The organism is Sphingobacterium sp. 1.A.4, assembly GCF_002734245.1.
In the GTDB taxonomy this organism is placed as follows: domain Bacteria; phylum Bacteroidota; class Bacteroidia; order Sphingobacteriales; family Sphingobacteriaceae; genus Sphingobacterium; species Sphingobacterium tenebrionis.
Genome location: NZ_PEAZ01000065.1, coordinates 20,036 through 31,286 on the forward strand (window position 1 = coordinate 20,036; position 11,251 = coordinate 31,286).

The 11,251-nt window shown below is 39.7% G+C and carries 16 protein-coding genes; 9 read left to right on the forward strand and 7 right to left on the reverse strand.

From position 1 onward, the window contains the following. Positions 1–70 precede the first annotated feature (70 nt). Positions 71–997 carry a glycosyltransferase gene (locus tag CRJ00_RS11425; protein WP_099367006.1) on the forward strand — a complete coding sequence of 309 codons (927 nt, stop codon included), beginning with the start codon at positions 71–73 and terminating at the stop codon, positions 995–997. Positions 998–1,030: 33 nt separating this feature from the next. Here the strand turns inward: CRJ00_RS11425 and CRJ00_RS11430 are convergent, their stop codons facing one another. Next, positions 1,031–1,729, reverse strand: a complete 699-nt coding sequence (locus CRJ00_RS11430) for an FkbM family methyltransferase (RefSeq protein ID WP_099367007.1) — start codon at positions 1,727–1,729, stop codon at positions 1,031–1,033. 408 nt (positions 1,730–2,137) lie between these two features. Here CRJ00_RS11430 and CRJ00_RS11435 point away from each other — a divergent pair, with 408 nt between their 5' ends. The 7 genes from CRJ00_RS11435 (at position 2,138) to CRJ00_RS11465 (ending at position 6,205) form a co-directional block, all read left to right on the forward strand. Then, positions 2,138–2,896, forward strand: a complete 759-nt coding sequence (locus CRJ00_RS11435) for a glycosyltransferase family 2 protein (protein WP_099367008.1) — start codon at positions 2,138–2,140, stop codon at positions 2,894–2,896. After that, positions 2,877–3,113, forward strand: coding sequence for a DUF3820 family protein (locus tag CRJ00_RS11440; protein WP_317128165.1), 237 nt, complete (start codon positions 2,877–2,879; stop codon positions 3,111–3,113). The genes CRJ00_RS11435 and CRJ00_RS11440 overlap by 20 nt, the downstream gene beginning before the upstream one ends. 89 nt (positions 3,114–3,202) lie before the next feature. Beyond that, complete coding sequence (gene trhO / locus CRJ00_RS11445) at positions 3,203–4,174, forward strand: oxygen-dependent tRNA uridine(34) hydroxylase TrhO (protein ID WP_099367009.1); 972 nt, start codon at positions 3,203–3,205, stop codon at positions 4,172–4,174. 80 nt (positions 4,175–4,254) lie between these two features. After that, complete coding sequence (locus CRJ00_RS11450) at positions 4,255–4,596, forward strand: TM2 domain-containing protein (RefSeq protein WP_099367010.1); 342 nt, start codon at positions 4,255–4,257, stop codon at positions 4,594–4,596. Positions 4,597–4,599: 3 nt separating this feature from the next. Then, entirely contained in the window at positions 4,600–5,007 is a 408-nt protein-coding gene (locus tag CRJ00_RS11455; protein ID WP_099367011.1) for a DUF2752 domain-containing protein, read from the forward strand. Further along, positions 4,983–5,426: a DUF4870 domain-containing protein gene (locus CRJ00_RS11460; RefSeq protein ID WP_099367012.1), complete on the forward strand. Its 444-nt coding sequence runs from the start codon at positions 4,983–4,985 to the stop codon at positions 5,424–5,426. Before CRJ00_RS11455 ends, CRJ00_RS11460 begins: the two co-directional genes overlap by 25 nt. After that, positions 5,423–6,205 (forward strand): M48 family metallopeptidase, encoded by a 783-nt coding sequence (locus tag CRJ00_RS11465; RefSeq protein ID WP_099367013.1) that lies wholly within the window; start codon positions 5,423–5,425, stop codon positions 6,203–6,205. Before CRJ00_RS11460 ends, CRJ00_RS11465 begins: the two co-directional genes overlap by 4 nt. On the opposite strand, the gene CRJ00_RS11470 is transcribed toward CRJ00_RS11465, so the two are convergent. Both CRJ00_RS11470 and trmB read right to left on the reverse strand, forming a co-directional pair. After that, entirely contained in the window at positions 6,202–7,665 is a 1,464-nt protein-coding gene (locus tag CRJ00_RS11470) for a M28 family peptidase (protein WP_099367014.1), read from the reverse strand. The genes CRJ00_RS11465 and CRJ00_RS11470 overlap by 4 nt on opposite strands. 36 nt (positions 7,666–7,701) lie before the next feature. After that, entirely contained in the window at positions 7,702–8,358 is a 657-nt protein-coding gene (gene trmB, locus CRJ00_RS11475; protein WP_099367015.1) for a tRNA (guanosine(46)-N7)-methyltransferase TrmB, read from the reverse strand. Positions 8,359–8,414: 56 nt separating this feature from the next. On the opposite strand from trmB, the gene fcl reads away from it, so the two are divergent. Continuing rightward, a complete protein-coding gene (gene fcl, locus CRJ00_RS11480; RefSeq protein ID WP_099367016.1) occupies positions 8,415–9,347 on the forward strand; it encodes a GDP-L-fucose synthase in 933 nt (310 codons plus the stop codon). A gap of 63 nt (positions 9,348–9,410) precedes the next feature. Here the strand turns inward: fcl and CRJ00_RS11485 are convergent, their stop codons facing one another. The 4 genes from CRJ00_RS11485 to CRJ00_RS11500 form a co-directional block, all read right to left on the reverse strand. After that, the gene (locus CRJ00_RS11485) at positions 9,411–9,989 is read right to left on the reverse strand and encodes a hypothetical protein (RefSeq protein ID WP_099367017.1); all 579 of its coding nucleotides are present in this window, start codon (positions 9,987–9,989) and stop codon (positions 9,411–9,413) included. Further along, the gene (locus CRJ00_RS11490; protein ID WP_180268484.1) at positions 9,970–10,422 is read right to left on the reverse strand and encodes a hypothetical protein; all 453 of its coding nucleotides are present in this window, start codon (positions 10,420–10,422) and stop codon (positions 9,970–9,972) included. Before CRJ00_RS11490 ends, CRJ00_RS11485 begins: the two co-directional genes overlap by 20 nt. Before the next feature lie 20 nt (positions 10,423–10,442). Continuing rightward, positions 10,443–10,712: a YtxH domain-containing protein gene (locus tag CRJ00_RS11495; protein WP_099367018.1), complete on the reverse strand. Its 270-nt coding sequence runs from the start codon at positions 10,710–10,712 to the stop codon at positions 10,443–10,445. Positions 10,713–11,046: 334 nt separating this feature from the next. After that, positions 11,047–11,251, reverse strand: a 205-nt coding sequence (locus CRJ00_RS11500; protein WP_144038146.1) for an integrase core domain-containing protein, incomplete at its 5' end; no start/stop codon positions are given.

An 11,251-nucleotide genomic window follows, 5' to 3' on the forward strand; every position in this document is an offset into this window, starting at 1 on the left:
GCAAATTTAGGAAAGATTCCGACTTTATCTCCATATATTTGATTTTGAATTGATTGATTTTCGAGAATACATGTTAGCACCGATCGCACTTTTTGTTTATAATAGACCCCAACATACGAGAAAAACACTGACAGCTTTAGAGGCAAATCCTTTGGCAGAAGAATCTGATCTGTATATTTTTTCTGATGGACCTAAATCAGCAAACGACATCGATATTGTGAACCAAGTCCGCTCCTTAATCCGGGAGCCTTGGAAATTCAAACATATTTACATCATTGAAAGGGCACAGAATAAAGGTCTGGCAAACAGCATTATCGATGGTGTCAGTCAAGTCATCCAAAAACACGGCAGGATCATTGTTCTGGAGGATGATCTGGAAACTTCGCCATTTGCTTTACAATATTTCAACGATGCGCTGGACAGATATGAAGATGAAGAGCGGGTCATGGAGATTTCGGGTTATATGTATCCTGTAGAAAGGCCTAAAAGCCTTCAGCAATCTTTCTTTTTTCGTGTAGCCAATAGCTGGGGCTGGGCAACCTGGGAAAGAGCCTGGAAGCATTTCAACCCGGATATTGAAGAACTGACGAAAGATTTTAAGCGTAAAGATCGTAAGGCTTTCAGCGTGGACGGAACGGAGAATTTTTGGAAACAAGTACAGCAATTTAAGGCTGGAAAGATCAATTCTTGGGCAATACGTTGGTATCTATCCATTTTTAATCAGCAGGGATTAGTGTTATATCCTCGTCGATCTTTTATTCAAAATACAGGCACCGACGGTTCTGGTACCCACTCGGATGTTGATCAGGTATATCGTGTGGAACTTTCTACCAAACCTGTGCAGCGCTTTCCGAGTGTCATTCAGGAAGATCCAACGGCCTATGCAGCCATCAAGCATTTCTACAAACATCGGAAAGGAACCTTCTTTGAGCGTTTGGCCAGGTTCTTAGAAAAAAAGATCAATGCCTATAAAGCCAAGAAATCGAAAATCTCCTAAATCGATGGATTTAAATTTAGCGGGATAAAAAAATTAAAAATTCGTGAGATCACTGCGTTTAAAAAACAAGGTCCGTTTTGTTTTTGCTACTAAGGAATATCCCTTGCTCAGCATCAATTGGTAAACTTCTGACTTATTCAATTCTGGAATAGAGAGCTCTTCTTCCACCAGCACGAAAACCGGTTTATATTTCTCCCAATTATTTGATTTAAGGACAATCAGGTCAAATCCTTCCGCGTCTACTGAAAGAAAATCGATCTGTTTTCCAGGAGCTAAATATTTATCCAGCACATCCGACAAAGGCAAGGTAGGAACTGGAATGGTCTTTAAGAGGTGATATTTGGCGTGCAAACCATCCCTACTTTCCGAAACTTCTTGGGAGAACCCATTCAATGCTGGTTCGTTGAAACAGTAATAGGTCAATTCCTGAGGGCTTTCGCTGATGCCAATATTCAGATTCACATCCTTGGGTCTGAACCATTTAAACCAACGCATGGCATCAGGAGAGGGTTCAATATTGATTCCGCGCCATCCTTTTTTATAGAAATAATTGGTATTGGAAAATCGGTAAGGGTGGTGAGCACCCACGTCTACATAAACACCTTTATATCCTTTTTTAGCTTCGTAAAACCCCCGAATAACCATATCCTCCCCTTCTTGAGAAAAAGACCGTGCATGGAAAAATTTATGGATAGGAAAGTATTTTAGAATGGTTTGTTTAAGTGTTGACATATTTTCTTGGAGACCTGGAATAACTATGACCTAAGTTTATAAATGGATTAAAATCTCGCTTTAAATTAGCATTTATATTTAATTAATCAATGCTCTCCGTTTTTATATTGGTCCTTTATGATTTAAAATGTGCTTACATTTGATGTCGGAATGGACACATCATAACGATTATTATCCATTTTCTTAGCGAGGTTCAGGCCATCATGGTTCAATATATGTTTGATTTTGGGTTAGAATCGTTGTTTAAGTATGCTTAAAGCAAGGTTAAAGCACTGAAAAGTATGCAAAGCATAGGTTTTACATACTTTAACATTACTTTCAGTATGGTTTAGCAGCGAAGCCAACTTGTTAGATAATATTTATTTCCACTTAATTCCCTATTTTTGTGCCGTTGCATTACAATCCATCATGACATTCGCAAAACCCAAAATATCCATCATTACCATTGTGTACAATAATGTACGTGATATTAGGTATACCTTGGAATCTGTTGCTCAGCAGACCTATCCAAATATAGAATACCTTGTCATCGATGGAAATTCCAATGATGGAACCTTGGATGTCATCCAGGAATACAAAGACCATATCACCGTTCTTGTTTCCGAAAAGGATAAAGGAATCTACGATGCCATGAACAAGGGATTACGATTGGCAACAGGCGATTATGTACTCTTCCTTAATTCTGGGGATGAACTTTATGCCCCTGACACCTTGGAAAAGGTATTTAGTTCCGGAGAAGATGCAGATATCTATTACGGCGAGACCAAATTGGTCAATGAAGATCGGGAGATCCTGGGCGATCGTCGACACAAATGCCCAGATACCTTTGATTGGAAGTCCTTCAAATACGGGATGAATGTATGCCATCAGGCGATCTATGTCAAAAGGGAAATCGCAGAGCCTTACGATATGCAATATAAACTCAGCTCGGATATCGACTGGGTGATCCGTGCAGCTAAAAAAGCGAAGAAAACGGTCAATGTGAAAGACTATGTGGCCAAATATTTGGTGGGAGGTATGTCGCAACAAAGGCATAAACAAAGCTTAAAAGAACGTTACGAAATCTTCAAAAAATATTATGGCACGATTCCAAATCTCATCAACCATGGAATCATTGCCCTGCGCCTATTAAAACACAGATTGACCCATGGCAAAACAAGAGACTAATTTCATGGACCCTAACATCTTGGTGGAATTGGCCAACATGAAGATGCCTTTCGGAAAATATCAGGGTTATCTTCTTTGCCGATTACCGGAGCCATACCTCGTATGGTTCAAAAAAAACGGCTTTCCTGCGGGTAAATTGGGTGTTTTATTGGAAACATTGTACGAAATCAAACTGAACGGGCTGGAGTATTTATTAACCCCCTTGATCAAAAAGTGATCACCGTCAATTTTTATTTTTTCATTTTCCTTATCTTTGCATAAAATTTAAAAACATTAAACGCCGTTTGCAGCGGTATCAATGAATATATGGCACAATATCAAACATTGCTGTACTATTGCTACAGCCCTATCGAAAACGCGGAACAATTCGCGGATAATCATTTAGCATTTTGTAAATCCCTAGGTCTTGTCGGCCGTATCATCGTCGCAGATGAAGGTTTGAACGGTACAGTATCAGGTACTCCTGAGGCTTGTAAGACCTATATGGAAGCGGTTCATGCCGATCCTCGTTTTGCCAAGACTGAATTTAAGATCGATAATGTCGATGAACTTTCCTTTATCAAGATGCATTGTCGTTACAAAGAGGAGATTGTCCACTCCGGACTTCGCGACCCGAAAATCATCGACCCCAATAAACAAACTGGTAAGCATTTGGAGCCTCAGGAATTCATGCAGATGAAGGATGAGGAGGATGTGGTCATCTTAGATGTTCGTTCAAATTACGAACATAATGTAGGCCGTTTTAAGAATGCAGTTACGTTAGATATCGATAATTTCCGCGAATTTCCTGAAAAAGTAAAGGAACTGGAGCATCTGAAAGGTAAAAAGATCCTTACTTATTGTACAGGGGGCATCAAATGTGAGAAAGCTTCTGCATTATTATTGAAAGAAGGTTTTGAAGATGTTTACCAATTGCATGGCGGGATTATCAAATATGGTAAAGAAGCTGGCGGAAAGGATTTTGAAGGCGAATGTTACGTATTTGACAACCGGGTTACCGTACCTGTCAATTCGGTGAACCCATCCATCGTCTCTACCTGTAAGAACTGTGGAACTATTACCGCAAAAATGATCAATTGCGCAAACCCTGTTTGCAATGAGCACTTCACCCAATGTGATGAATGTGGTTGGAAATTGGATGGCTGTTGTTCAGATGCCTGTAAAGAAAGCCCAAATAAACGAGAATATGATGGTACTGGCTATTATGTAAAAATTCCTCAGCCCGTTAACTTGGACAAAATTTCTAAACGAAAGCACAAAAAATTTATAAAAAATTAAAGTTTTATCAGAAAATTGAAAAAATCCGTTTATCTTCATTATATAAACGGATTTTTTTATTCATCAATAACCAAAATAAAATGGAAAGCAATAGAGTAGACATGTTCTTAATGTCTAACAACAAATTTTTTGAATCCTATCATCTCATGGAGATCCGAGACTTATTGGCCAAAGCTGATGATAGTAAATTGACAAATGTTCAGATTCAACAATATAAAGATCCGACTACTGTCCTTATAGTTTCCCTTTTAGCTGGAACATTTGGTATTGATCGTTTTATGATCGGTGATACGGGATTGGGTATCGCTAAATTATTGACCTGTGGTGGTTTAGGAATATGGACCATCATTGACTGGTTTTTGATCATGGGATCCACTAAATCAAAGAATTTTGAAAAATTAGTAACTGCGTTAAATTACTAATTCATGATAGCGAAGAAGAACAGATTATACCTTATCACAGGTATAATCTGTTTTTTTGGAATAATATGGCTTGGGTTCTTACATTATTTCCATGCAGCGGTTACACTCTGCCCTGTCAAGAACCTAACAGGTTATCCTTGTCCTTCGTGCGGTTCTTCGCGAGCTATTGATGCCTTTTTGCATGGAAACACCTGGGAGGCCATACTGATCAACCCTCTAGGGATCATCTCTTTATTTTTGCTGGTCAGCATTATCTGCTTGATCCTGTTTGATCTGATCACCAAAAGGGATTATTATTTCAGGGTATACAACGCAGCGGAAGAGTTCCTCAGAAAAAACAAGCTTATTTCCGTTTTACTTATTATAATATTGATTGCCAATTGGATATGGAACATCAAGAAGGGATTATAACATTTACACCCCAACAGGTATCAGAAGACGAAAGAGAATATGCTTCCAACAGCTATTTGATGTCTTTATTTGCGCTATTTGCAGGACTGCCTTTACCCATTTTTAATTTATTGGCCACCATCATCTTTGTTGTGGGCAAAAAAAGATCTACCAAATTTGTACGATGGCATGGGATGCAGGCATTGATATCCCAAATTTTCATCTTCTTTTTCAATACCGTGGGTTTCTGGTGGACCATCTCCGTGATTCTTCATAAGACGGAAATAACTAATTACTATATCGCTTATATCTTTTTGATAGTTATCATCAATATCATTGAAATTGTATCAACCATCTATACCTCCATTCAAACCAGAAAAGGTATTCATGTACGTTGGTTTTTGTTCTCAGACATTACGGATAATATTATTAAACCATGAAAATCTTAACGAAAACCCTCCTACTTCTTGTGGCAATCGCTGGTTCCTACTTTTTACTTGCCCAAATAAATTGGACCGGTATATTCCAGGTCCAAGAAAATGGAAAGAAGATGGAGAAAAAACTAGGATCCATGATCATGAACCATATCTATGATACCTATGAGGTATTGGATGGGGAAGATTCCATCATGACAACACTTGACTCCATCTGCCTGCCTATTTTAAGCAAAAATGATATCGATAGTACCAATTATAGCTTTCATATCATCGTGGATGAGGAAGTGAATGCCTTTGCTCTTCCTGATGACCAGATCTTGGTAACCACCGGTTTAATCGACTTTTTGGATAGTGCAGAATACCTTTCGGGGATTATAGCCCATGAAATCGCGCATTGCGAAAAGAACCACGTGATGAATTCTTTGGTCACCAATTTCGGATTGGACCTACTGCTTTCCAGTACAGGAACCGCAGAAGTTACTAATTTCCTAACCGGGCAAGCCTTTTCAAGGAGTTTGGAAAAAGAGGCAGATGAAACGGCAGTGGAATATTTAAATGCCGCAGATATTGATCCTAAGAATCTGTCTAGGGTCATGGAACTCTTCGAAATCCATATGGCTGAGGATATAGATCTGACCTGGATCTCAACCCATCCTGCGCCCGCCGATCGAAAAGCGTATATCAAAAATCGTATAAAACGCTTGAATCCAAAGGCCTCTACTTATCAGCAGGCTTTAGATCCAAGCACTTGGACAAAATTTCAGGATCAGGTTAGGTATTAATTGCCCCATCGCCATTCTCCTGAAATTTGCAAAGGTTCTTTTAGGCCGGCCTTGTTCAGGAAATCCACCAGTTCATTGTCTGCTAATTTTTTAGCAGGCAGCTCCTCTGCATTTGCCAATATATAAAGGTAGGCTGCGCCGACACGGATGGTCTGCGTCAATCCGGCTTTATTCACCAAACTAAAATCATCTTTATTGGAGTGGTAATACATCCCCGCATTATTCGGAAGCTTACCTCCTCGGCCGGTTCCCGTTGGGATCCCTCGTAGCATAAAAGGCTGATGATCACTATGCAGACCCACACTTATCGCGTTATTGTTTTTAAATGTACTGTCCAAGGCAGCATATTTTTCGCCTTGTGCGTTGAGTAACGGGATCATTTCTTCCCTTGTAGTGGAAAAACCAGTTGGTGCATTGACCATGTCAAAATTTAGCATGTATTTGATCTGATCTAGAGAACCTTCTTTCAGCACGGCATCAACGTAGGCTTTTGCGCCTAATAATCCCTGCTCCTCCCCCATAAACAGGACAAAGTCAATAGATCTCTTGTTGGCTAATGCTAATTTTTTGAATGTCCTGGCAATATCCATTACCGCATAGGAGCCGATTCCATTATCAATTGCTCCGGTTGCCAGATCCCAGCTATCCAAATGTCCACCTATAACAATCTTTTCGTTGGGCAGCTCCGTACCTTTCATACGGACAAGTATATTTCTCGATTGGGTTTTCGCTGCCTTATTCCGCATGTTAATGCTCGCCTTAACAACCTTGCTTGCAAGGGCTTCCTTCCATTTCAAACCATCCTCCAATCCAATACAAATGGCCGGAATATTTATTAATTGACCCGTAATCGAAGCTGTACCGGTTAATAACACATTATTTGCAACGCTATTGATGAATATAATCCCTTTTGCACCATATTTTTCAGCCAAAGCTGTTTTCTCTGATCGATGAAGGTTCTTGAGGTCTTTTCCGGAATTAGGGAGAATATGTAAATAGACTAAGGCAATTTTACCCTTGATTTTATCACCCACCCGTTGATAATCTGCTTCCAAACCATTCCCCAAATCAATGATTTCTGCGTTTAAATCCACTTTGATCGGAGAATGTGCCAAGGCTACCGCAGCAATAGGATCTCTGTTGAAGGTTAAGGAAAGAGATTCCCTAGCCCAACTTTCGGATGAAAAAGGTTGATAAGAGACATCCAATCCATAGGATTGAAGAAGTTTGAATGCATATTCCTCCGCTTTTCTTCCATTTTCCGAACCTGTGAGGCGGTGCCCCAAATGTTCGGTACTGTATTTCAACCGATCGTATGCTTCCGCATGCTGATTTACTTCCGAAATAATGCGAGAGAAGGTAATATTTAGGTTTTCTTGTGCCTGAGCACTATTTGGGTTTTCCTGTGCTTGAGCCACAAAACCCGAAAGTAGGAGGCAGATTAGGTAAATTCTTTTCATAATGAAATGAAGTTACAAAATCTGCCTTTTAAATGCTTATCCTTTAGTCAATTTCCATTGCACGTAATTGATGTTCTTGTCGTGTGCAAGGTATTTTTTCTCGTAATAGGTTTTGATGGAAAGAACCTCATCCACTAAATTGGAATGGTAGAGATCGGTAGTTTCCTTTAGTTTAGGAAGTTCCTGTAAGGCGATCTGCTCAAGGGTATAGGCATAGAATCCGTCATTATCCGTTTTCAGGTGCATGATTCCACCTGGAACAAGGACCTGTTTATAACGCTCCAAGAATTTCGGATTGGTCAATCTTTTTTTCTCGCGGCTATCCTGCGGTTGAGGGTCTGGAAAAGTTATCCAAATTTCAGCTACTTCCGCTTCTGCAAAATGCTCCAGCAAAGTTTCGATCTGTATGCGTAAAAACCCTACGTTGGATATTCCCTCTTCCAAGGCTGTTTTTGCACCTCTCCAAATCCGGTTTCCTTTATAATCGATACCAATAAAATTACGCTCTGGAAATAGTTTCGCTAAGTTTACTGTGTATTCCCCTTTGCCACAGGCCAGTTCAAGAACGATTGGCTTATCGTTTCTAAAGAATTCTTTGGCCCATTTTCCTTTATATGCTTTCCCGGCATCCATTTCCACTACATTCTCGAAGGTGGCAATCTCTGCGAATTTTCTAAGTTTATCCTTACCCATAACTGATAATTAAGTCGCAAAATTAACCTTATATTTGCAGTAAACAAGATATTCAGGTGGAAAAACAAGCGAAAATTTATGTTGCTGGACACCGCGGAATGGTGGGGTCTGCTATTTTGCGCAAATTACAGGAGTTGGGATATGAAAATATCATCACTAGAACATCCGGTGAACTGGACCTCCGTGACCAACAAGCGGTTAAGGAATTCTTTGAACTGGAAAAACCCGATTATGTATTCCTTGCGGCGGCAAAGGTGGGTGGCATCATGGCCAACAATACCTACCGTGCAGATTTCATCTACGAAAATCTAGCCATCCAGAACAATGTGATCCACTTTTCCCATGAAAATGAGGTGAAGAAACTGATGTTCCTGGGCTCGAGCTGTATCTACCCGAAGATGGCTCCGCAGCCGTTGAAAGAAGATTTCTTATTGACCGGACCATTGGAGTATACCAATGAGCCATATGCCATTGCCAAGATTGCAGGAATTAAGATGGTGGAATCCTATCGCTTGCAATATGGCGATAATTATATTTCCGTTATGCCGACCAATCTTTACGGCATCAACGACAATTACCATCCTGAAAATTCGCACGTACTACCTGCGCTGATCAGGAAATTCCATGAAGCCAAAATGAATAATGCGGCTTCTGTGAGCATTTGGGGATCCGGAAAACCTTTACGTGAGTTTATGTATGCGGATGACCTAGCGGATGCCTGTGTATTTTTGATGGAAAATTACGACGAGGAGCAATTTGTCAATATTGGCGTAGGTGAGGATATTTCCATTAAAGATCTCGCGCTGCTGATCAAGGAAGTGGTTGGATTTAAGGGAGAATTGGAATTCGATAGCAGCAAACCAGACGGTACACCAAGGAAACTGATGGATGTTGGAAAATTAAAAGGGTTGGGTTGGTTGCCTAAAACCAGTCTGAAGGAAGGTATTGCTTTAGCTTACGAAGATTTCAAACAGAAAAACCAGGCTTAACATAAAAAAGAAAAACCAAGGTCGAACGACCTTGGTTTTTTATTTTGCTATCAGGCCTCGCGCCTAATAAGCTTCGCTATCCTTTGGGATACCGTAAATATTATCCTGTACAGACTCCTCCGCCGTAATCATCGGTGGATGTTGTGGAGGAACGGGGTTTATCACCTCGCCCACCGGAGCCTCTACCTTGTTTTTCTTCTTTTTCTTTTTGGGTTTGATCATGTCTGTAATCTTCCCTATCCAGGAGCTTACATTATCTTGATTCACATTTTTTGCTGCAGTTTCCGAAGCTAACAAGACTAACCCTTTTTTGATCCAACCTGCATTCTTAAGTAAGGTCTTGTTCAACACCAATGGAAGTCCTAATTGAAGCGTTTTGGTCAACCAATCGGATTTGTTGCTTTTATTTGTAACCTCTCCGATTCCTTGAACCAATCCCTTGATGGTACTTACTCCAGGAACCCTATTCATCAACATATTGGCGATACGAGCTGGTGTCTCAATTTTATGTTTGAGCAGGGAATATTGATTTTTCAAGAAATCTTCCTGCTCTGTTTTGAGACTCTTCAACCTGGCAATCTCTGCATTTAGATCATCAATGTTGTTGACACTACGTCTTTTATTATTGCTGTCTATGATCATTTTCTATCGGTCCTTCCTGGTTAACATCTTGTTTCACTTCCTCCATATTAGGCTTTACGATGGGCTGTTCCTCCTCATCATCTTCATCGTCCCATTTTGTAAGGATTCTTTTGATGGTTACATTCATAAACTTGGCTTCCAATTTAGGTTCCATAGCTCGGATAATTAATAAGATCACCAAGAAAATACCACCTGTGGATAAGAAGCCTAATGAATAGCTACCCATTAATTCTCCTAAATAAAACCCTAAGGCAAGGGATACAAAGAACACAATCAATAGGGTCAATAAAACCTTACTGGCATCCACGATCAAGGATCCTAAGATCCTGGACATTCTGGAAATAGCTTTGAGTTTCAATAACTCAAATTGTGTTTCTACGTATTCCTTAGATTTATCAAAGGACTCAGAAAATGAAAATTTTTGTTCTTCCATGCAGCAATTCCCCTTTCCGCTTACGCGTGTTCTTCAATCTCTTCGTCGATATACGAATCTGCTTTACCAAGTTTCGTTTTTAATGTAGCTACGATTTTTTCTTTAAAGTCATTCAATTGATCGAATTGTTCTTCTGCGCGCTCTTTGATCGCATCGCCAAGATCGGCCAATGATTCATTGATTTTTTCTCTAGTTTCGCTTCCTTTTTCAGGTGCGAACAAAATTCCCAATACTGCGCCTGCTGCTAATCCAGCTAATAATGCTGTTACAATTTTACCGTTATCGTTCATTTTAGTATGTATTTTAATTTTTTGTAATTTCTTTACCGTTTTATATAGTGTTAACAAAAAATAGACCGAATCGTTTTAATAAATAATATTTTATCGATAATCAATAGTCGTTCGGCTACAGCCTGTTCCCACGGTCACTTATAATATAAACATTTATCTCAAATTTTGAGCCCATTTTGTTCTGCAAATAATTTATTTTATCTGCAAATTGAATTATTTTCTTATATGTTGACAAAAACATTTGTAACCCTCCCTATTTTCGGACTGGCATCCAGGCGAGTTTTCAAATTTAAAAATAGTTGTTATCAATAGGTCAATCTTTTTTAAAGTTGACCTATTGATAACATGCCGCCGGCAGGGCATCGTATTCCATTGGTGTCTTTCCTCCCAATGACTCATGTGGTCTTTTGTAGTTGTAATCCTGAATCCATTCTTCTGCAAGTATCTGTACTTGCTGTGTATCTTCAAAGAGGTAGGCATCCAGGATACTTTCCCGAAATGTGCGGTTGAAACGTTCAATGTAACCGTTTTGCATCGGC

What these genes read in the sequence shown, in the direction of transcription:
- CRJ00_RS11460 (WP_099367012.1), top strand. Translation starts at nt 4,983, where the DNA reads ATGGAACATCAAGAAGGGATTATAACATTTACACCCCAACAGGTATCA.
- CRJ00_RS11465 (WP_099367013.1), top strand. Translation starts at nt 5,423, where the DNA reads ATGAAAATCTTAACGAAAACCCTCCTACTTCTTGTGGCAATCGCTGGT.
- CRJ00_RS11495 (WP_099367018.1), bottom strand. Translation starts at nt 10,712, where the DNA reads ATGAACGATAACGGTAAAATTGTAACAGCATTATTAGCTGGATTAGCA.
- CRJ00_RS11440 (WP_317128165.1), top strand. Translation starts at nt 2,877, where the DNA reads ATGGCAAAACAAGAGACTAATTTCATGGACCCTAACATCTTGGTGGAA.
- CRJ00_RS11490 (WP_180268484.1), bottom strand. Translation starts at nt 10,422, where the DNA reads ATGGAAGAACAAAAATTTTCATTTTCTGAGTCCTTTGATAAATCTAAG.
- CRJ00_RS11455 (WP_099367011.1), top strand. Translation starts at nt 4,600, where the DNA reads ATGATAGCGAAGAAGAACAGATTATACCTTATCACAGGTATAATCTGT.
- trhO (WP_099367009.1), top strand. Translation starts at nt 3,203, where the DNA reads ATGGCACAATATCAAACATTGCTGTACTATTGCTACAGCCCTATCGAA.
- CRJ00_RS11485 (WP_099367017.1), bottom strand. Translation starts at nt 9,989, where the DNA reads ATGATCATAGACAGCAATAATAAAAGACGTAGTGTCAACAACATTGAT.
- CRJ00_RS11425 (WP_099367006.1), top strand. Translation starts at nt 71, where the DNA reads ATGTTAGCACCGATCGCACTTTTTGTTTATAATAGACCCCAACATACG.
- CRJ00_RS11430 (WP_099367007.1), bottom strand. Translation starts at nt 1,729, where the DNA reads ATGTCAACACTTAAACAAACCATTCTAAAATACTTTCCTATCCATAAA.
- CRJ00_RS11470 (WP_099367014.1), bottom strand. Translation starts at nt 7,665, where the DNA reads ATGAAAAGAATTTACCTAATCTGCCTCCTACTTTCGGGTTTTGTGGCT.
- CRJ00_RS11435 (WP_099367008.1), top strand. Translation starts at nt 2,138, where the DNA reads ATGACATTCGCAAAACCCAAAATATCCATCATTACCATTGTGTACAAT.
- CRJ00_RS11450 (WP_099367010.1), top strand. Translation starts at nt 4,255, where the DNA reads ATGGAAAGCAATAGAGTAGACATGTTCTTAATGTCTAACAACAAATTT.
- trmB (WP_099367015.1), bottom strand. Translation starts at nt 8,358, where the DNA reads ATGGGTAAGGATAAACTTAGAAAATTCGCAGAGATTGCCACCTTCGAG.